Annotated in this window: 14 protein-coding genes; 5 read left to right on the forward strand and 9 right to left on the reverse strand. The window is 66.1% G+C overall.

All coding sequences use genetic code 11. The features are described 5' to 3' along the window. Positions 1–6 precede the first annotated feature (6 nt). Positions 7–693 carry a hypothetical protein gene (locus NV348_RS12080; protein WP_447147011.1) on the forward strand — a complete coding sequence of 229 codons (687 nt, stop codon included), beginning with the start codon at positions 7–9 and terminating at the stop codon, positions 691–693. Here NV348_RS12080 and NV348_RS12085 read toward each other — a convergent pair. Further along, positions 690–1,220, reverse strand: a complete 531-nt coding sequence (locus NV348_RS12085) for a CGNR zinc finger domain-containing protein (protein WP_447147012.1) — start codon at positions 1,218–1,220, stop codon at positions 690–692. The genes NV348_RS12080 and NV348_RS12085 overlap by 4 nt on opposite strands. A 38-nt stretch (positions 1,221–1,258) precedes the next feature. On the opposite strand from NV348_RS12085, the gene NV348_RS12090 reads away from it, so the two are divergent. Then, the gene (locus NV348_RS12090; protein WP_447147013.1) at positions 1,259–2,251 is read left to right on the forward strand and encodes an EamA family transporter; all 993 of its coding nucleotides are present in this window, start codon (positions 1,259–1,261) and stop codon (positions 2,249–2,251) included. A 1-nt stretch (position 2,252) separates the two neighbouring features. On the opposite strand, the gene cynS is transcribed toward NV348_RS12090, so the two are convergent. After that, positions 2,253–2,702 (reverse strand): cyanase, encoded by a 450-nt coding sequence (gene cynS, locus NV348_RS12095; RefSeq protein ID WP_447147014.1) that lies wholly within the window; start codon positions 2,700–2,702, stop codon positions 2,253–2,255. A 155-nt stretch (positions 2,703–2,857) separates the two neighbouring features. On the opposite strand from cynS, the gene NV348_RS12100 reads away from it, so the two are divergent. Continuing rightward, complete coding sequence (locus tag NV348_RS12100) at positions 2,858–3,673, forward strand: formate/nitrite transporter family protein (protein WP_447147015.1); 816 nt, start codon at positions 2,858–2,860, stop codon at positions 3,671–3,673. Positions 3,674–3,738: 65 nt separating this feature from the next. Continuing rightward, on the forward strand, positions 3,739–4,935 hold the full coding sequence (locus NV348_RS12105; RefSeq protein ID WP_447147016.1) for a Fic family protein: 1,197 nt from the start codon (positions 3,739–3,741) through the stop codon (positions 4,933–4,935). 84 nt (positions 4,936–5,019) lie between these two features. Here the strand turns inward: NV348_RS12105 and NV348_RS12110 are convergent, their stop codons facing one another. From NV348_RS12110 to rplJ, 5 genes are all read right to left on the reverse strand, one after another. Further along, entirely contained in the window at positions 5,020–8,973 is a 3,954-nt protein-coding gene (locus tag NV348_RS12110) for a DNA-directed RNA polymerase subunit beta' (RefSeq protein WP_447147017.1), read from the reverse strand. Between the two features lie 103 nt (positions 8,974–9,076). Continuing rightward, a complete protein-coding gene (rpoB, locus tag NV348_RS12115; protein ID WP_447147018.1) occupies positions 9,077–12,577 on the reverse strand; it encodes a DNA-directed RNA polymerase subunit beta in 3,501 nt (1,166 codons plus the stop codon). A 532-nt stretch (positions 12,578–13,109) separates the two neighbouring features. After that, complete coding sequence (locus NV348_RS12120; protein ID WP_447147019.1) at positions 13,110–14,192, reverse strand: ABC transporter ATP-binding protein; 1,083 nt, start codon at positions 14,190–14,192, stop codon at positions 13,110–13,112. Between the two features lie 230 nt (positions 14,193–14,422). Then, a complete protein-coding gene (gene rplL, locus NV348_RS12125; protein WP_447147020.1) occupies positions 14,423–14,809 on the reverse strand; it encodes a 50S ribosomal protein L7/L12 in 387 nt (128 codons plus the stop codon). Between the two features lie 60 nt (positions 14,810–14,869). Then, positions 14,870–15,400 (reverse strand): 50S ribosomal protein L10, encoded by a 531-nt coding sequence (gene rplJ, locus NV348_RS12130; RefSeq protein ID WP_189025604.1) that lies wholly within the window; start codon positions 15,398–15,400, stop codon positions 14,870–14,872. A gap of 403 nt (positions 15,401–15,803) precedes the next feature. Between rplJ and NV348_RS12135 the strand changes: the two genes are divergently transcribed. After that, positions 15,804–17,402: an MFS transporter gene (locus NV348_RS12135; RefSeq protein WP_447147021.1), complete on the forward strand. Its 1,599-nt coding sequence runs from the start codon at positions 15,804–15,806 to the stop codon at positions 17,400–17,402. A gap of 78 nt (positions 17,403–17,480) precedes the next feature. Here NV348_RS12135 and rplA read toward each other — a convergent pair whose 3' ends face one another. Both rplA and rplK read right to left on the reverse strand, forming a co-directional pair. Further along, positions 17,481–18,194: a 50S ribosomal protein L1 gene (gene rplA / locus NV348_RS12140; RefSeq protein WP_336084266.1), complete on the reverse strand. Its 714-nt coding sequence runs from the start codon at positions 18,192–18,194 to the stop codon at positions 17,481–17,483. Positions 18,195–18,272: 78 nt separating this feature from the next. Continuing rightward, positions 18,273–18,707 (reverse strand): 50S ribosomal protein L11, encoded by a 435-nt coding sequence (gene rplK, locus NV348_RS12145; protein ID WP_019049397.1) that lies wholly within the window; start codon positions 18,705–18,707, stop codon positions 18,273–18,275. Positions 18,708–18,774: the final 67 nt, after the last annotated feature.

Consider the following 18,774-nt stretch of genomic DNA (forward strand, 5'->3'; position numbering starts at 1 on the left):
TGGGTGGTGAGAGACGTGTTCGACCCGCTGGCCGACATCGATCGGGCCCTGGCCGAGCAGGCTGGCTGGACCTGGTTCGACGACTACCTGCTCTACACCTGCGGTGTGGCCGAACTGCTCGCGGCGGGCCACGGCGACCGGATACCGTCCACCGCGACCAGGGTCCGGCTCGACTCCGGCGAGACCTGCTTCGCCGACGGCGGCGTCCAGTGGTTCACCTGGCGTGGATCGGGGAACGGCACGTGGGTGCGCGGCCAGGTGCGCGCCGACGGGCGGACCCCGCTCGGCGCCGTCGCGCACCTGGGCAACGCGGTGCGCAACGAGTCACGACGACTCCGGGCCGAGGCCGCGACGCAACCGCGCTGGGTGGCCGAGCGCCCGGGATCGGCGATGGTGTCCAATCGCCGGATCCACCTGGCCAATCCGGAGCGGTCGTTCTCACTGCACTGGTCGGCGCTGGAGAGTGTCGACCTGACCGCGCCCGATCTGGTCGGCTGCCGGTTCCCCGATCGCAGCGGGACCATGCAGCAGCTACAGGTCCGGAGTGCTTGGGCGCCACTGATCTTCGTCACCGCGGCGTTGCAGTATTTCCCGCACCATCCGCTGCTGCGCAACGGGACGTGGCTGCCCGCCGGGTTCGAGGACAAGTGCCATCTGGCGGGCAAGAAGTGCCCGAAGGTGCGCTCGCTCTAACGCTGTCTGGCCCGGTAGGCCGCGACGGCATTGCGATTGCCGCAGGCGGTGCTGCAGTAGCGGCGGGAACGGTTGCGGGACAGGTCCAGGACCAGCCCGTCGCAGGTGTCGTCGGCGCAGATCGACAGCCGGCTCAGGTCGTCGGCGCGGATCAGATCGATCATGGCCATCGCGGTCTCGACGGCGATGCGGACCGGCAGCGGAGCCTCCGGTGGGACGGCGTGCACGTGGTAGTCGACATCACCGTGCCGCACCAGCTGCGGCACCGCGCGGTGCTCGGCCAGGGTCTCGTTCACCAGGACCACCGCGCTGTCCCGGTCGCTGGTGAGCATCCGGCGCAGCGGCGCGCGTAGGGCCCGCACCGCGGCCAGTTCGGCGGCGTCGCCGGCGTGCACACCCGTGTAGACGTGCCGCACGAAGAACTCGTCGAGCTGGTCGGTGCCGGTGAGGGTGTCGGGGTCCTCCGCGGAATTGACCAGTTCGACCGCCGCCAGCAGCGCCGCCTCGGTGTCATGAGCGAAAACCACGTTGACATATTACCGCAGCCTGCTTACCGTCATTAGTCATGGCGACTTTGACTCATGACGGACTGGCGAGTAGCCGGATCCGCACCGGCCTGCTGTTCGCGCTGGCCTCCGCCACCTCGTTCGGCCTGTCCGGCCCGCTCGCGCGCGGCCTGATGAACGCGGGCTGGAGCGCGGCCGCCGTGGTCGCCGCGCGCGTGCTGCTCGCCGGAGTCGTCCTGCTCCCCATCGCCCTCCCCCAGCTCCGCGGCAACTGGAACCTGGTGCGCGCCAACGCCACCCTGATCGGGCTGTACGGACTGCTCGCCGTCGCGGGCACCCAGCTGGCCTACTTCAACGCCGTCGCGCACATGGAAGTCGGCGCCGCCCTGCTGATCGAATACACCGCGCCGATCGCCGTCGTCGGCTGGATGTGGGCGCGGCACCGCCAGCGCCCCGGCGCGGCCACCCTCGCCGGCGCCGCACTCGGCATCACCGGACTGCTGCTCGTGCTCGACATCCTCGCCGGAGTGTCGACCGATCCGATCGGCATCACCTGGGCACTGGCCGCGATGATCGGCGCCGCCGCGTATTTCGTGCTCTCCGCCCAGGGCGGTGAGCTGCCCGGCACGGTCCTGGCCGCAGGAGGTCTGCTGATCGGCGGGGTCACCCTGGTGCTGGCCGGCCTGGTCGGCATCGTGCCGCTGCACGCCACCACCGAGACAGTCGTGTTCGACGATTTCAGCACGCCGTGGTGGGTCCCGATCCTGCTGATCGGCATCGTCACCGCCGCGATCGCCTACGTCACCGGCATCGCCGCCACCCGCCGCCTGGGCTCCCGACTGGCCTCGTTCGTCGCCCTCACCGAGGTGCTGGCCGCACTGCTGTTCGCCTGGGCCCTGCTCGGCGAGGCCCCCCGCCCGATCCAATTGCTCGGCGGCGCACTGATCCTCCTCGGCGTGATCATCGTCCGCCGCGGCGAACCCGAACCCCTGCCGGTCGGCGATCCCGAGGCACGAGCCGTCACCGAGGTCCCGGCGCGACCCGAGGCCTGACCTACCAGCGGTAGTCGAGGAACTTGCCGTCGAGGGTGATGACGACGCGGTCGCCGTCGGGGTGCGGGCGGCGGGCGATGTCGATGTTGAAGTTGATGGCACTCATGATGCCGTCGCCGAATTCCTCGTGGATCAGCGCCTTGAGCGCCGGGCCGTAGACCGAGACCGCCTCGACGAGGCGGTAGATGGTGGGATCGGCCAGTTGCGCCGGGTCGGCGCCGCGCGAGGGCTGCAGACGCAGGCTCTCGGCGACAGTCTCGTCCAAGTCGAGGAGCGCGCAGACCGCGGCCGCCTGCTCCTCGGTCATCGGGTGCTGACCGAGCAGGGCCGCCGTCGTCCAGACCAGCGGCGCGCCCAGCGATTCCGCGATGGCGGCCCAGGTCAGGCCTTTGCGAATGCGGGCGGCGACGACGAGGTCGGCGGCGGCGGACTTGCTCATGATCGGTTGCATACGGGCTCCTCATTCGGGGACCTCGCCAGCCTGCCATCCGCCCACACTCCCCGCCATAGTGGAATACCACTATTTACCGGGTGGCAACTTCCGGTGATCGCGAGGCAACCTCGGCGGCGAAAACTACTGTGCTGGAAGCACTACGAAGGGGTCGCATGTCCTATCTCAAACCAGCGGACTTCGTCGAGAAGATGATCGACGCGGGCGAAGCCAAGGCTTTCATGTCCACCCGGGACACCGTGATCCGCGCCTATATGGCGGGCGCGATCCTCGCCCTCGCCGCGGCGTTCGCGGTCACCGTCACCGTCAACACCGGCCAGCCATTACTGGGCGCCGTGCTCTTCCCGGTCGGCTTCTGCATGCTGTACCTGCTCGGATTCGATCTGCTCACCGGCGTTTTCACGCTGGTGCCGCTGGCTCTGCTCGACAAGCGCCGCGGCGTCACCGTGCGCTCGATGCTGCGCAACTGGGGCCTGGTCTTCGTCGGCAACTTCGCCGGCGCGTTCACTGTCGCCGTGATGATGGCGATCATCCTGACCATGGGCTTCGCCATGGACCCCAGCGCCGTCGGGCAGAAACTCGGCGAGATCGGCGAGGCCCGCACCCTCGGCTACGCCGAATACGGCGCCGCGGGCATGCTCACCCTCTTCATCCGCGCCGTCCTGTGCAACTGGATGGTCTCCACCGGCGTGGTCGCCGCCATGATGTCCACCTCGGTCTCCGGCAAGGTGATCGCTATGTGGATGCCCATCATGCTCTTCTTCTACATGGGCTTCGAACACTCCATCGTCAACATGTTCCTGTTCCCCTCCGGCCTCCTCCTGGGCGGCGACTTCTCCCTCGGCGACTACATGATCTGGAACGAAATCCCCACCGTGGTAGGCAACCTCGTCGGCGGCCTCACCTTCGTCGGCCTCACCCTCTACGCCACCCACGCCCGCACCGCTCCCTCCCGCCAACCCGCCGATTAGACCTACGCGAGCACGTGGACAACGCTTACCCTCAGTTATCAGATATCTGATGATAAAATGCGAAGATGACGTCAGATACCGCGTGGCCCCCTGTCACGTGGGAATCCCACGACTGGGTCCCGACAATCCCAGCGGAGCTGCTCTCGCTACGGGTCCGGGAGCGGCATCGTGGGCCGTACCAGTCGGCGATCGCGCCGTCGATCGCCGAACAGGCTGTCCGGCTGCCCACCGATGTCCTGGCCGTAGCGGACGCGGCCACCTTCGAGATCGCGCGATTCGACACCATGGTCGGGGCCGACCTCACCCCGTTCGGCGCCATCCTGCTGCGAACGGAGTCCGCGTCCTCGTCCCAGATCGAACACCTGACCTCGGGGGCGAAAGCGATCGCGCTGGCCGAGATCGGTGGGAGCGACCAGCGCAATGCGGTCGAGATCGTCGGCAACGTGCGGGCGATGCGGACCGCGATGAATCTGACGGGCGACATCGATGACCAACTGCTATTGGAGATGCATGCCGCGCTGATGGTCCACGAACCCACGACGGCGGGCCGGTGGCGATCGCAGCAGGTATGGATCGGCGGTGACAACGTCGGGCCACACGGGGCAGCGTTCGTCGCACCGCACCATGCCCGCGTACCGGATTCGATCGACGATCTGCTCCGGTTCATCCGGCGCGACAACATCCCCGTACTGGCCCATACCGCCCTCGCGCACGCGCAGTTCGAAACCATTCACCCCTTCATCGACGGCAACGGCCGCACCGGTCGAGCGCTGATGCACGCGATGCTGCGGGCGAAGGACGTCACCGAACAGGTGACAGTCCCGATCGCCGCGGGGCTGCTGACCCGTGTCGACGACTATTTCGCCGCCCTGACCGCCTACCGTGCCGGCGACCCGGCGCCGATCGTCCACCAGGTTGCCGAAGCCACCTTCACCGCTCTCGCCAACGCGCGGCTGCTGGTCGAGGACATCCACGGAATCCGTGCGCGATGGGAGTCGGTGATTCTCGCCAGGCGCGGGTCCACGCCGTGGCGATTGATCGACATCGCACTCCGGCAACCGGTTTTCGATGCCACGACCGCGGCTGATGCGCTCGGCATCGCCGACTCCAACGCAGTGCGCGCCATCAATGCTCTGGTCGAGGTCGGAGTGCTCACGGAATTCACCGGTATGCGGCGCAACCGCCTGTGGCAGGCGCGAGAGGTGCTGGACGCGCTCGACGACTTCGCCCTCCGTGCAGGTAAACGCGTGAACGGAAACTGACAGCGGGGCTGATCATGGAGCCCGAGAACGAAGTCGGCCCCCGCTCCGGGGAGCGGGGGCCGAATCGTTGTGCCTGGCTAGGACTTAGCGGTAGTCGCTGAAGCCGTAGTCGTCCAGCGGCACCGCGGCGCCGGTGGAGGAGCCGAAGCTGTCCGGCGAGTAGTAGGTGTCGTCGTAGGACGGCACCGCGTACGCAGCGGCACGGGCTTCTTCGGTCGGCTGCACCTGGATGTTGCGGTAACGGTTGATACCGGTACCGGCCGGGATGAGCTTACCGATGATCACGTTCTCCTTCAGGCCGATCAGCTTGTCGGAGCGGCAGTTGATCGCCGCGTCCGTCAGCACTCGGGTGGTCTCCTGGAAGGAAGCCGCCGACAGCCACGAATCGGTGGCCAGCGACGCCTTGGTGATACCCATCAGCACCGGACGGCCGGAGGCGGGCTCGCCACCCTCGGCCACCACACGACGGTTCGAGGCCTCGAACTCGGCACGCTCGGTGAGCGAACCGGGCAGGAACTCGGTCGCACCCGAATCGATGATCGTCACGCGACGCAGCATCTGGCGCACGATGACCTCGATGTGCTTGTCGTGGATCGACACACCCTGCGAGCGGTAGACCTCCTGGACCTCGTGGACCAGGTGGACCTGCACCTGACGGGGACCCATCACGCGCAGCACCTCGTGCGGATCGGCAGCGCCCTCGAGCAGCTGCTGACCCACCTCCACGTGGTCACCGTCGGCCAGCAGGCGCTCGGTGCCGTCGTCGTGCTTGAACACACGCAGACGCTGACGCTTCGAGAGCTTGTCGTAGACGACTTCCTCCGACCCGTCATCAGGGATGATCGTGATCTTGTAGAAGCGGTCGTCGTCCTCGAGCCGCACGCGACCCGAGACCTCGGCGATGGGCGCCTTGCCCTTGGGCACACGAGCTTCGAAGAGCTCCTGCACGCGGGGCAGACCACCGGTGATGTCGTCACCCGCGACACCACCCTGGTGGAAGGTACGCATGGTCAGCTGGGTACCCGGCTCACCGATGGACTGGGCGGCGACGATGCCGACGGCCTCGCCGATGTCGACCAGCTTGCCGGTGGCCATCGAGCGGCCGTAGCAGGTGGCGCAGACGCCGGTGCCGGTGGTGCAGGTCAGCACGGAGCGGACCTTCACCTCGGTGATACCGGCCTCGAGCAGCGCCTCCAGGGCCGGGTCGCCGAGATCGGCGCCCTTGGCCACGACGACGTTGCCCTTGGCGTCGACCGCGTCGGTCGCCAGGGTGCGAGCGTAGGTCGAGGTCTCGACGTGCGCGTCCCGGATGAGCGAGCCGTCGGCCTGCTTCTCCGCGATCGGCACGACGATGCCGCGCTCGGTGCCACAGTCGTGCTCGCGCACGATGACGTCCTGCGAGACGTCCACCAGACGACGGGTCAGGTAACCCGAGTCGGCGGTACGCAGCGCGGTGTCGGCCAGACCCTTACGAGCACCGTGGGTGTTGATGAAGTACTCGAGCACGGTCAGGCCCTCACGGAACGAGGACTTGATCGGGCGCGGGATGAACTCACCCTTGGGGTTCGTCACCAGACCCTTCATACCGGCGAGGGTACGAGTCTGGGTGAAGTTACCGGTCGCACCCGAGTCGACGATCGTGATGATCGGGTTGTCGGCCGGGTAGTGCGAACGCAGCGCCGTACCGACCTCTTCGGTCGCTTCCTGCCAGATCTTGACCAGGGCGTTGTTGCGCTCCTGGTGATCGAGCGCACCACGCTGGTACTTCTTCTCGATCTGATCCGCCATGGCCTCGTACCGCTCCATGATGTCGGCCTTCTCCGGCGGAACGAGCACGTCCGACATGGAGACGGTGACACCCGAACGCGTGGCCCAGTAGAAGCCGGCGTCCTTGAGCTTGTCGACGGTCTGCGCGACGACGATCATCGGGTAGCGCTCGGCCAGATCGTTGATGATCGTGGCCTGCCGCTTCTTCGGCATCGGCTCGTTGATGAACGCGTAGTCCGCCGGGAGCAGATCGTTGAACAGCACGCGACCCAGGGTGGTCTCGGCCAGCCACGCGTCACCGCGGTGCCAACCCTCCGGGAACAGCTCCGCCTCGATCTCGCGCGGCGGGCGCTGCTCGGTGAGACGCACCTTGATCATCGAGCGCACGGTCAGCTCACCGCGGTCGACGGCCATCTGGGCCTCGGCCGGCGAGGAGTACACGCCGTACTCCGGCTCGTCCTTGCCGCCGGCCCGGTAGGTGCCGACACCCTTCTCGTCGAGACGAGTCAGGTAGAACAGGCCGGTCACCATGTCCAGACGCGGCATCGCCAGCGGGCGACCCGACGCCGGGGACAGGATGTTGTTCGACGACAGCATCAGGATGCGCGCCTCGGCCTGCGCCTCCGCCGACAGCGGGAGGTGCACGGCCATCTGGTCACCGTCGAAGTCGGCGTTGAACGCCTCACACACGAGCGGGTGCAGCTGGATGGCCTTGCCTTCGACCAGCTGGGGCTCGAAGGCCTGGATACCCAGGCGGTGCAGGGTGGGCGCGCGGTTCAGCAGCACCGGGTGCTCGGCGATGACCTCTTCGAGGACATCCCACACCTGGGGACGCTGACGCTCGACCATCCGCTTGGCGGACTTGATGTTCTGCGCGTGGTTGAGATCCACCAGACGCTTCATGACGAACGGCTTGAACAGCTCGAGCGCCATCAGCTTCGGCAGACCACACTGGTGCAGCTTCAGCTGCGGACCGACGACGATGACCGAACGGCCCGAGTAGTCGACGCGCTTGCCGAGCAGGTTCTGACGGAAACGACCCTGCTTGCCCTTGAGCAGATCGCTCAGCGACTTCAGCGGGCGGTTACCCGGTCCGGTGACCGGACGGCCGCGACGGCCGTTGTCGAACAGCGCGTCGACGGACTCCTGCAGCATCCGCTTCTCGTTGTTGACGATGATCTCGGGCGCACCCAGATCGATCAGTCGCTTGAGGCGGTTGTTGCGGTTGATCACGCGGCGGTACAGGTCGTTCAGGTCGGAGGTGGCGAAACGGCCACCGTCGAGCTGAACCATCGGGCGCAGCTCCGGCGGGATCACCGGAACGGCGTCGAGCACCATGCCCATGGGCGAGTTGCCGTTGGCCTGGAAGGCCGCGACGACCTTGAGCCGCTTGAGCGCGCGCAGCTTCTTCTGGCCCTTGCCCGAGCGAATGGTCTCGCGCAGGTTCTCGGCCTCGGCGTCGATGTCGAAGTTCTCCATCAGCTTCTGGATGGACTCCGCACCCATGGCGCCGGTGAAGTACTCGCCGTAGCGGTCGACGAGCTCGCGGTAGAGCACCTCGTCGACGATGAGCTGCTTGACCGACAGCTTGGTGAAGGTCGTCCAGATCTCGTCGAGGCGGTCCAGCTCGCGCTGGGCGCGGTCGCGCAGCTGACGCATCTCGCGCTCGCCGCCGTCCTTGACCTTGCGACGCACGTCGGACTTGGCGCCCTCGGCTTCCAGCTCGGCCAGGTCGGCCTCGAGCTTCTGCGCGCGGGCCTCGAGATCGGCGTCGCGCTGATCGGCGACCGCCTTCTTCTCGACCTCCATCTCGGCCTCGAGGGTGCTGAGCTCGTTGTGGCGCAGCTCCTCGTCGACACCGACGATGACGTAGGCGGCGAAGTAGATGATCTTCTCGAGATCCTTCGGCGCCAGATCCAGCAGGTAGCCCAAGCGCGACGGAACGCCCTTGAAGTACCAGATGTGGGTGACGGGTGCGGCCAGCTCGATGTGGCCCATCCGCTCACGGCGCACCTTGGCGCGAGTCACCTCGACGCCACAGCGCTCACAGATGATGCCCTTGAAGCGGACACGCTTGTACTTGCCGCAGTAGCACTCCCAGTCCCGGGTGGGACCGAAGATCTTCTCGCAGAAGAGCCCGTCCTTCTCCGGCTTGAGCGTGCGGTAGTTGATGGTCTCCGGCTTCTTGACCTCGCCATAGCTCCACTGGCGGATGTCTTCAGCGGTGGCCAGGCCGATCCGGAGTTCATCGAAGAAGTTGACGTCTAGCACGTAACTTCCTTTCCCCTGTTCGGGTCGAATTCGAGCAAAAAGTTCACTAGTTACCGATCGCGGGTCCGCGGGCGGCTGCCGAAACAGCCACCCGCGTCACCACCTAGTTCGCCAAATCGTCGACGGTGGCCGCTTCGTTCCTGGACAGGTTGATGCCCAGGTTCGCCGCGGCGCGCTCCAGATCCTCGTCGTCACCATCACGCATCTCGATCGCGGCGCCGTCCGAGGACAGCACTTCCACGTTGAGGCACAGCGACTGGAGTTCCTTGAGGAGCACCTTGAACGACTCCGGAATGCCCGGCTCCGGAATGTTCTCGCCCTTGACGATCGCCTCGTAGACCTTCACGCGGCCCACCACGTCGTCGGACTTGATGGTCAGGAGCTCCTGCAGCGTGTACGCCGCGCCGTAGGCCTGCATGGCCCAGCACTCCATCTCACCGAAACGCTGACCACCGAACTGCGCCTTACCACCCAGCGGCTGCTGCGTGATCATCGAGTAAGGACCGGTCGAACGGGCGTGGATCTTGTCGTCGACCAGGTGGTGCAGCTTCAGGATGTACATGTAACCGACCGCGACCGGGTACGGGAACGGCTCGCCGGAGCGGCCGTCGAACAGGGTCGCCTTGCCGTTCTCGTCGACCATGCGCTCACCGTCACGGTTCGGCAGGGTCGAGCCGAGCAGACCGGTCAGCTCGTCATCCTTGGCACCGTCGAACACCGGGGTGGCGATGTTGGAGTCGGCGGGCGCCCCCAGCATCTCCTCGGGCAGCGAGGCCGCCCAGTCCGGACGGGTGCCGTCGGTGGCCACGTCGACATTCCAGCCGGCCTTGCCGATCCAGCCCAGATGGGTCTCGAGGATCTGGCCGATGTTCATACGACGCGGAACACCGTGGGTGTTCAGGATGATGTCGATCGGGGTGCCGTCGGGCATGAACGGCATGTCCTCGACGGGGAGGATCTTGCCGATGACGCCCTTGTTGCCGTGGCGGCCGGCGAGCTTGTCGCCGTCCTGGATCTTGCGCTTCTGGGCCACGTAGACACGGACCAGCTCGTTGACACCGGGCGGCAGATCGTCGTCGTCCTCGCGCGAGAACACGCGGATGCCGATGACCTTGCCGGACTCACCGTGGGGCACCTTCAGCGAGGTGTCGCGCACCTCGCGCGCCTTCTCACCGAAGATCGCGCGGAGCAGGCGCTCCTCGGGGGTCAGCTCGGTCTCGCCCTTCGGGGTGACCTTGCCGACCAGGATGTCGCCGTCGCGAACCTCGGCGCCGATGCGGATGATGCCGCGCTCGTCCAGGTCGGCCAGCACCTCGTCGGAGACGTTCGGGATGTCCCGGGTGATCTCCTCGGCGCCCAGCTTGGTGTCGCGGGCGTCGATCTCGTGCTCTTCGATGTGGATCGAGGTGAGAACGTCCTCTTCCACGAGGCGCTGCGACAGGATGATCGCGTCCTCGTAGTTGTGGCCTTCCCACGGCATGACGGCGACAAGAAGGTTCTTGCCGAGCGCCATCTCACCGTTCTCGGTGCAGGGGCCGTCCGCGAGGACCTGCCCCTTCTCCACCCGCTGACCCTCGTCCACGATCGGACGCTGGTTGGAGCAGGTGCCCTGGTTCGAGCGGTTGAACTTGCGCATCCGGTAGGACTTGCGGCTGCCGTCGTCGGCCATCACGGTGACGTAGTCGGCCGAGACCTCCTCGACCACACCCGGCTTCTCGTTCACCACGACATCGCCGGCGTCGACCGCGGCGCGCAGCTCCATACCGGTGCCCACGATCGGGGACTCGGAACGGATCAGCGGCACGGCCTGACGCTGCATGTTCGCACCCATGAGGGCACGGTTGGCGTCGTCGTGCTCGAGGAACGGGATCATGGCCGTCGCGACCGACACCATCTGGCGCGGCGAGATGTCCATGTAGTCGACCTGAGCCGGCGTCACGAACTCGACCTCTTCGCCCGCACGGCGGACGAGGACCTTCTCCTCGAGGAAGCGGCCATCGGCGTCGACCGGGGAGTTGGCCTGCGCGCGAACGTAGCGGTCTTCCTCGTCGGCGGTCAGGTACTTGACCTCGTCGGTCACCTTGCCGTCGATGACCCGGCGGTACGGGGTCTCGATGAAGCCGAACGGGTTGACCCGCGCGTACACCGACAGCGAACCGATCAGGCCGATGTTCGGGCCTTCCGGGGTCTCGATCGGGCACATGCGGCCGTAGTGCGACGGGTGGACGTCACGGACTTCCAGGCCGGCGCGCTCACGGGACAGACCACCCGGGCCCAGCGCCGACAGGCGGCGCTTGTGGGTCAGACCCGACAGCGGGTTGTTCTGGTCCATGAACTGCGACAGCTGGGAGGTTCCGAAGAACTCCTTGATCGCGGCGACGACCGGGCGGATGTTGATCAGGGTCTGCGGCGTGATCGCCTCGACGTCCTGAGTCGTCATCCGCTCGCGGACCACGCGCTCCATGCGGGACAGGCCCACCCGGATCTGGTTCTGGATCAGCTCGCCGACGGTGCGCAGACGACGGTTACCGAAGTGATCGATGTCGTCGATCTCGACGGGGACCTCTTCGCCACCGGGGGCGGTCATCGAGCGGTCACCGGCGTGCAGACGCACCAGGTACTCGATGGTGGTGACGATGTCTTCCTTGGTCAGCACCGAGGAGGTCACCGGCTCGTGCACGTGGATGCCGAGCTTCTTGTTGATCTTGTAGCGACCGACGCGCGCCAGGTCGTAGCGCTTCTCCTTGAAGAACAGGTTCTCCAGCAGGGTCTGCGCGGACTCCTTGGTCGGCGGCTCGCCCGGACGCAGCTTGCGGTAGATGTCGAGCAGCGCCTCGTCCTGGCCGGGCGTGCTGTCCTTCTCCAGGGTGGACATCATGATCTCGGAGAAGCCGAAACGCTCGACGATCTCCTCGGTGGTCCAGCCCAGCGCCTTGAGCAGCACGGTGACCGGCTGACGGCGCTTGCGGTCGATGCGGACACCGACGGTGTCGCGCTTGTCGACGTCGAATTCCAGCCACGCGCCGCGCGACGGGATGACGCGCACGCTGTGCAGGTCCTTCTCGGTGCCCTTGTCGATGCTGTGATCGAAGTAGACGCCCGGGGAGCGGACCAGCTGCGAGACGACGACGCGCTCGGTGCCGTTGATGATGAAGGTGCCCTTGTCGGTCATCATCGGGAAGTCACCCATGAAGACCGTCTGGCTCTTGATCTCGCCGGTGTTGTTGTTGATGAACTCCGCGGTGACGAACAGGGGCGCCGCGTAGGTCATGTCCTTCTCTTTGCACTCTTCGATCGAGGCCTTGACCTCTTCGAAGCGCGGATCGGAGAACGACAGGGACATCGAACCGGAGAAGTCCTCGATCGGCGAGAGCTCCTCGAGCACCTCCTCCAAGCCGCCTGCGAGACCGACGTCGCCGCGTGCGGCCGCCTTCTCACGCCAGTCGGGGGTACCGACCAACCAGGCGAACGAGTCCGTTTGTAGGTCGAGAAGTCCGGGCACCTCCAAGGGCTCTCGGATCTTCGCGAACGAAACCCTCAACGGGGCTCCGGGGATTCCAGCCTTGGTCTGGGTGGAGACTGCCAAGATGCGTCCTTCCAGCACCTCACGCGCGTCGCGTGGTGGTCCGCGACCGTCGCTTGTCTGCTACGAATTCCGCTGGTTACAACCCGAACGAAACCCGAACAGGCAGCAGCGGAAGTAACACCGGAAGGTGGAACTTACGAGTGCGAATCAAGGTGTGGACAGGAGGCAGCCAGCGCAACGTCCAAACTTACACCCACCTATAGAGGGGTGTCAACATACCATCCGTGCGACCGCTCACACGGCAAACGCGCCGAACTCCCGTGACGCTGGCCGCGTCGGTCGTTCTGGGCGCTGGAGCCCCTGCGCAGCTGACACTGCTGTGAATAGGGTGACGGTTCACGCGCGCCTCGTCAAGTGGCGCGGCGTGGTCTGTCCGAGAAGTGAGATCGCCTGGCGCGCTGGACATCCCCGGCCGGAACCGCGGCTATTTTACCCGCGACACGCCGAAGACGCCAACCCGGGAAACGCCCGTTCAGAGCCTGTTTTCCGGCCGTGAACGCAGCGAGCCCCGGCCGTGACGGCCGGGGCTCGCTGGTGTCGCCGGGTGCGCTCAGCCGTTGATCTGGCCGTGCGGAATCGTCTTGGTATCGAAGGCCGCGGTGGGGTGCTCGCTGCCGTAGGCGGCCATCACCTGGGTGTCGTCGGACTGGTCCAGCGACTCCCGGATCGCCACCTGCGCCGCGTGCGGCAGGGTGTGCATGATCTCGCGCACCCGCGCCTGGCGGCGGAAGACGGCCTGGCGAACCGGCATGCCCGGCTCCGCCTTCATCTGCGGGATGATGCCCTCGATCTCCTCGGCGCCACCATGGTGGTGACCGGCGTCGACGAGCGCCTGCTCGCGCGCCATCTGCGCCTCGTCCTTCTCCTCGGACATACCGATCGGGCCGATCATGCGGCCGTTGAGGAACTGCTTGACCACCGGCTCGTCACTGGTCAGCAGCACCTCGCGGGGGCCGAACATGACCAGCTGGCGGCGGAACAGCATGCCGATGTTGTCCGGCACCGTACGAGCCAGGTTGATGTTGTGCGTCACGATCAGGATCGTGGCGTCGATCTGCGCGTTGATGTTGAGCAGCAGCTGCGCCAGGTACGAGGTACGCACCGGGTCCAGGCCGGAGTCGGGCTCGTCGACGAGGATGATCTGCGGGTCGAGCACCAGGGCGCGGGCCAGGCCGGCGCGCTTGCGCATACCGCCGGAGATCTCGCCGGGCAGTTTGCCCTCGGCGCCGAGCAGACCGGTCAGCTCGAGCTTCTCCATGACGATCTGCCGGATCTCGGTTTCCGACTTCTTCGTGTGCTCACGCAGCGGGAAAGCGATGTTGTCGAACAGATTCATCGAGCCGAACAGCGCGCCGTCCTGGAAAAGGACGCCGAACAGTTTGCGGATCTCGTAGAGCTCCTTGTTGGAGCAGGTGGTGATATCGGTGCCATCGATGAAGATGGAGCCGCGCTCGGGCCGCAACAGGCCGATCAGCGACTTCAGGAACACCGACTTACCCGTACCAGAAGGGCCGAGCAGGGCGCTCACCTCACCCGAAGGGAGCGTGATCGACACATCCTGCCAAATTCGCTGCGAACCGAAGGATTTGGTTACACCCTCGGTCCTGACCTCGACGCCCACGCCTACCTCCATTGTTCCCTGCGAGCACCCCACCCCGCTGACCGCGCGCTCACATCACGGCGGTGCGTCACGACACTGTGGGTCCGGTCACTGTAACCCATCAGTGAGACGGGGCACACCCCTACATGACCGAAGAGTAACCCCGACCGGAACTCACGACGGGAATCACTTTCGCATGTCTGGGTAAATAACAAACGGGCGGCCCCGAGTGGGACCGCCCGTCCGTAACGGCTGGTGCCGAATTACTTGACGGCAACCTTGGCGCCGGCCTCTTCGAGCTTCGCCTTGGCAGCCTCGGCGGCCTCCTTGGTGACCTTCTCCAGGATCGGCTTCGGGGCACCCTCGACCAGGTCCTTGGCTTCCTTCAGGCCCAGGCCGGAGACGATCTCACGGACCACCTTGATGACCTGGATCTTCTTGTCGCCCGCACCCTCGAGGATGACGTCGAACTCGTCCTGCTCCTCGGCGGCGTCAGCCGGAGCAGCGCCACCGGCGACCGCGGCGACGGCGACGGGGGCAGCAGCGGTGACCTCGAACTTCTCCTCGAACGCCTTCACGAAGGAGGACAGCTCCAGGAGGGTCATCTCCGAGAAAACGTCGAGCAGCTCTTCAGTGGACAGCTTGGCCATGATTGTTCCTTTCGGTAGTGAATGTCTGTTTGCGCGGGCGGTAACACCCACACGGGGGTATTACTCGGCAGCGCCTTCGGCCTGCTTCTTCTCCTGCAGCGCGGCGGCCAGACGGGCCACCTGACCGGCAGGAGCCGAGAACAGCCCGGCAGCCTTGGACATGTTGCCCTTCATCGCACCGGCCAGCTTGGCCAGCAGGACCTCGCGGGTCTCCAGGTCGGCGATCTTCTCGACCTCGGACACGGACAGCGCAGCGCCGTCCATGTAGCCGCCCTTGATGACGAGCGCCTTGTTGTCCTTCGCGAAGGTCTTGAGGGCCTTCGCTGCGTTGACCGGCTCACCCTGGATGAAGGTGATGGCGGTCGGTCCGACGAACAAGTCGTCCAGGCCCTCGACGCCCGCTTCCGCGGCCGCGAGCTTGACCAGGGTGTTCTTGGCGACGGAGTACGTGGCCTCGGCGCCGAGCGCGCGACGCAGCTCGGTGAGCTTGCCGACCGAAAGACCACGGTATTCCGTGACAACAGTGGCCGTGGAGTTCTTGAACTGCTCCGCGATCTCCGCGACAGCGGTGACCTTTTCAGGCTTCGCCATACTTCGCCTCCTCTCTGATGTCGGTTCGTGAACGCGCACTACCGAATTCAGGGGCTGGCGACAAAACTAACGCCCCGGACGCAAGGCGTACCGGGGCGCGAAAATATCGGCCTCAGCTCTCCCTGCGTGGGCCGCCGGCAATGTCGCCGGACCTTCGATCGACACCACGCAAGCGGCATCGACGACCAACGGTCTTCGGTAGAACGAATGGGTAGCCATCGAACATGTCGATGACCGGAGTCCACTGTACCGGCACCTGCCCCGATCTGCCAAAACGCCCTCGGCAGCGCCGGATTCGCCGGTTTCGATTGTGGCGTGGCTCACATCCGATGGGGTGAAGTGGCAGCAATCTCACCGGAAAGGTGTTACGTTCAGTGACAGTAACCTGCTTCACTTCTCAACTATGGCAACCTCCATAGTCGCTCCACCAGTGCTGTTGGACCGGCGTCCGCAGCGATTCCTCGCACTCGTCGTCATCTGCCTGGCCGAACTGCTGGTCGTCCTCGACAACACCATCGTCAATGTCGCCCTCCCCTCCATCGGCGTCCAGCTCCAGACCGGCGTCTCCGGCCTGCAATGGGTCGTCAACGCCTACACCTTGACCTTCGCCGGATTGCTGCTCGCCGCGGGCAATCTCGGTGACCGCTACGGCCGCAGGCGGATCATGATCGCCGGCCTGATCGGCATCGCGGTGATGTCGGTCGGCGGCGCGCTCGCCGAGTCGATGACGCAGGTCATCGCGGCCCGCGCGGCAATGGGCGTCTTCGCCGCCGCCGTCTTCCCCGCCACCCTGGCCCTGATCATCAACATCTTCACCGACAAGCGCGAACGGGCGCTGGCCATCGCCGCCTGGACCGCGATGGCGGGCTTCGCCATCGCCATCGGCCCCATCTCGGGCGGCTGGTTACTCGAGCACTTCAGCTGGCATTCGGTGTTCTGGATCAATGTGCCGGTGGCACTGGTCGCGCTGATCGCGACGCTGATCTGGGTGCCGGAATCGCGCGCCGAGCAGGTCGGCAGGCTGGATCTGCCCGGCATCCTGCTGTCGATCGCCGGCATCACGCTGGTGGTGTGGGCGATCATCGAGGCGCCGCACAACGGGTGGCTCTCGCTCACCACGCTGGGCACCGCCACGCTCGGCGTAGTCCTGCTCGCCGCTTTCGTCACGTGGGAATTGCGAACCGCCGCACCTGTTCTCAATATGCGGCTGTTCCGAAATCGCCGATTCTCGTTGCCCGCCTTGGCTATTGCCGTCGGCTACTTCTCGATGTTCGGATTCCTCTTCCTGATCACCCAGTATTTCCAGGGCGTGCGGGAATACACCCCACTCGAATTCGGTATCGCGTCCTTGCCGTTCGCGTTCTCGGTCGCCATCGGCGCTCCGGTCGCGACGCTGCTCGCCCAGCGGGTCGGCACCACCGCGGTGCTGGTGATCGGGCTGCTGCTCATCGGAGTCGGCCTCTATCTGGGCGGTCAGGTCACGGTCGACAGCAGCTATCTGATCGGTGTCCTGCCGTCGATGGTGTCGATGGCGCTGGGGCTGGGCATCGTGCAGGGCCCGGCCACGGAGTCGATCATGTCGGCGCTGCCGCTCGACGAGGCGGGGGCCGGCTCCGCGGTCAACGACACCACCCGCGAGATCGGCGGCACCCTCGGCGTCGCCGTGCTCGGCTCGATCGTGGCCTCCTACTACAGCAGCCGCATCGGCGCCCGGGTCGACGCCATCCCGCTCGGGATCATGAACGCCAATGAGAAGAGCCTGGTCAAGGCCAGTCCACTCAGCGTGCTGGAGCTGCGCAAACGTGAGCTGACACCGTTCCTGGAAAGCCAGCGCGAGAACCTCATCGTGGCCATGAAGACGGCGACGCTGCAGGGTGCGCATACCGCGTCCCTGGTCGCGGCGGGCGCGGTCGTCGTCTGCGCGGTAATCGTCGCGATCTTCCTGCCGTGGAAGCCGCAGGACGGCGAATCGGTTCTGCTCGGCTGGCGCAAGAAGGACTGACCCGGGAAAACCGCGAGGGTGGGAACGCAATGCGTTCCCACCCTCGTGGTCGATCAGGAGCTAGCAGTCAGCCGAAGCTCACGCATCCTCGTCGAGGAGGTTGCGGGTGCGGTTCGGGTCCACCGGGATGCCCGGTCCGGTGTTCGTCGAAACCGTGATCTTCTTGACGTAGCGACCCTTGGCGGTCGACGGCTTCACACGCAGGATCTCGTCCAGCGCGGCGCCGTAGTTCTCCACCAGCTTCGCGTCGTCGAAGGACGCCTTGCCGATGACGAAGTGCAGGTTGGCCTGCTTGTCGACGCGGAAGTTGATCTTGCCGCCCTTGATGTCGTTGACGGCCTTGGTCACGTCGTTGGTGACGGTGCCCGTCTTCGGGTTCGGCATCAGACCACGCGGGCCGAGGACGCGCGCGATGCGGCCGACCTTGGCCATCTGGTCCGGGGTGGCGATCGCGGCGTCGAAGTCCAGCCAGCCGCCCTGGATCCGCTCGATCAGGTCCTCGGCGCCCACGGCGTCGGCACCGGCGGCCTCGGCCTCGGCGGCCTTCTCACCGGCGGCGAACACGATGACGCGGGCGGTCTTACCGGTGCCGTGCGGCAGGTTGACGGTGCCGCGGACCATCTGGTCGGCCTTACGGGGATCGACGCCGAGACGAACGGCGACCTCGACGGTCGCGTCGGTCTTGGTGGTCGAGGTCTCCTTCGCCAGGCGCGCAGCGGCCAGCGGGGAGTACAGCTTGTCGCGATCGACCTTCTCAGCAGCGGCGAGATACGCCTTGCTTCGCTTTGCCATGATTGTCTGTCCTTAATGTTCTGGTGTCAGATGTGGTTTCCGGGCCTGGCCGGCCCTCCCACATGGAGCGAGATTCGCTCAGCCCTCGACGGTGATACCCATCGAACGGGCGGTACCGGCGATGATCTTCGCGGCCTGATCGAGATCGGTGGCGTTGAGATCCTCGGCCTTGGTCTTGGCGATCTCCCGGACCTGGTCCATGGTGACCTTGGCGACCTTGGTCTTGTGCGGCTCGGCCGAGCCCTTCTGCACACCGGCGGCCTTGAGCAGCAGACGCGCGGCGGGCGGGGTCTTCAGCTTGAAGTCGAACGTCCGGTCCTCGTACACCGAGATCTCGACCGGGATGACGTTGCCACGCTGCGACTCGGTCGCGGCGTTGTACGCCTTGCAGAACTCCATGATGTTGACGCCGTGCTGACCGAGCGCGGGGCCGACCGGAGGAGCCGGGTTCGCGGCACCGGCCTGGATCTGCAGCTTGATGATCCCGGCGAGCTTCTTCTTCTTGGGGGGCATCTTTCTTCCTTGGGTTTCGGTTCCTTACGGTTGCCGTAAGCCTGTTGCGGGATCGCTCCCACGCCGG

Source organism: Nocardia fodinahabitans (assembly GCF_052983615.1).